Source organism: Flavobacterium branchiophilum NBRC 15030 = ATCC 35035, assembly GCF_002217205.1.
GTDB lineage: Bacteria > Bacteroidota > Bacteroidia > Flavobacteriales > Flavobacteriaceae > Flavobacterium > Flavobacterium branchiophilum.
This window is the reverse complement of record NZ_MUGT01000170.1, coordinates 1-1,784: the sequence shown is the minus strand read 5'-3', so window position 1 is coordinate 1,784 and position 1,784 is coordinate 1. Positions and strand designations below refer to the sequence as shown.

At 32.6% G+C, this 1,784-nt stretch carries 1 protein-coding gene; it reads left to right on the top strand.

The genetic code is table 11. The annotated features are described in order from the left end of the window. The first annotated feature begins 456 nt into the window (after positions 1-456). Positions 457-1,488, top strand: a complete 1,032-nt coding sequence (locus B0A58_RS15150) for a LacI family DNA-binding transcriptional regulator (RefSeq protein ID WP_089081740.1) — start codon at positions 457-459, stop codon at positions 1,486-1,488. Positions 1,489-1,784 lie beyond the last annotated feature (296 nt).

Below are 1,784 nucleotides of genomic sequence, written 5' to 3'. Positions count from 1 at the left end.
TTAGCAAAAAAGAACCAATAGATTGAACTATTTTAGATGTATATTTGGTATAACACACCCCTTATGGAGGCGGGGGCTTCTAAAAGGATTTCCACTGCTATCCCTAACGCATCATATACTTTGATATATGTTGTAGTGCAAAAAAGTTAAACATTTGTATCATTTGAATTTGATTTGAAAACCAAAAGTTGTAATTGCTAGTTGAATCTAGTGCTATATTTTTTTTGAAAAATATTATATTTGTAATAACTTGAGTAAACATACATAAAAAACACCTAGCAATAAACCACTCTTTTTTTGAATAATTTTTTTAAAAAATATATCAAATCAATACAATTTTGTTATACATCATCTGTTTTCATAAAAAATGAAAACAATAATTTTTTTATACCAATTTTTATATCATATTTGTTGTGTGAATTTTATACCTGATTGATCATCAATAAATGTACCTCTATGAAAGAAACGACCCTCAAAGAAATAGCCACACGTCTTGGAATTTCCATTACAACCGTTTCCAAAGCCTTAAAAAATTATACCGATGTAAGCCCAAAAACCAAAAAAGCGGTTTTGGACCTTGCAAAAGAATTGCATTATTCTCCAAATAGTTTTGCAGTAAATTTACGTACAAAAGAATCTAAAACAATAGGTTTAATTATCCCTGAAGTGGTACATCACTTTTTTTCTAATGTCATCAATGGCATCATTGGCGAGGCCGAAAAACACGGGTATTTAGTCATTATTTTACAATCCAATGAATCTTTAGAGTTAGAAAAAAAACAAGTAGCACTACTTATAAATAAAAGAGTTGATGGTATCATAATGTCGTTGTCCAACGATACCAACAACGACGAACACATCAAAGACATCCTGAACAGAAAAATCCCTTTTGTGCAATTTGACAAAATATCCAAGCTGATTCCAAGCTCCAAAGTAATTATCGACGACCAAAAGGCTGCCATGGAAGCCGTACAACATTTGATAGACAAAGGATGTAAAAAAATAGCCCATATTAGAGGGCCTTTAAATCCACAAAACGCTATCGACAGATTTATTGGCTACAAAAAAGCACTCGAAAAAAATGGAATTCCTTTCGACCCTAGTTTGGTTTATACCTGTAGCGACGTGTCTTTTGAAGAAGGAGTAGCCTTTGCACAAGAAATCATCAAACAAAAACAGCCAATCGATGGGCTTTTTGCTGTTACCGATTTGGTAGCCATTGGTGCCATATCTGTTTTTAACGAAAACAACATCAACATCCCCGACCAAATTGCCATTATAGGATTTAGCAATTGGTTCATGTCAAAAGTAATTGCTCCAAAGCTGAGCACCGTAGATCAACCCAGTTCAGAAATGGGTATTGCCAGTTTCAATATATTGCTAGAAGCCATGCAAGCCCACAAAAACGGAATAATCTATACACCCAAAACAGTAATCTTACCCACCCACATCATCGAAAGAAAATCTACTTTAAAAGAAGTTTTGTAAGTATTAAGGTTTAAGTATGAAGTTAGAAATTAGAAGTTAGAAGAAAGAGGTTAGAGGTTAGAAAAAAGAAGTTAGAGGTTAGAAAAAAGAAGTTAGAAATTAGAAGAAAGAAGTTAGAGGTTAGAAGAAAGAAGTTAGAAGGTTAGAAGAAAGAAGTTAGAGGTTAGAAAAAAGAAGTTAGAAGGTTAGAAGAAAGAAGTTAGAGGTTAGAAGAAAGAAGTTAGAGGTTAGAAGAAAGAAGTTAGAAGTTAGAAAAAAGAAATTAGAGGTTAGAAGAAAGAAGTTAGAGGTTAGAA

Coding starts and splice junctions, on each gene's coding strand:
- B0A58_RS15150 (WP_089081740.1), top strand. CDS start 457: ATGAAAGAAACGACCCTCAAAGAAATAGCCACACGTCTTGGAATTTCC.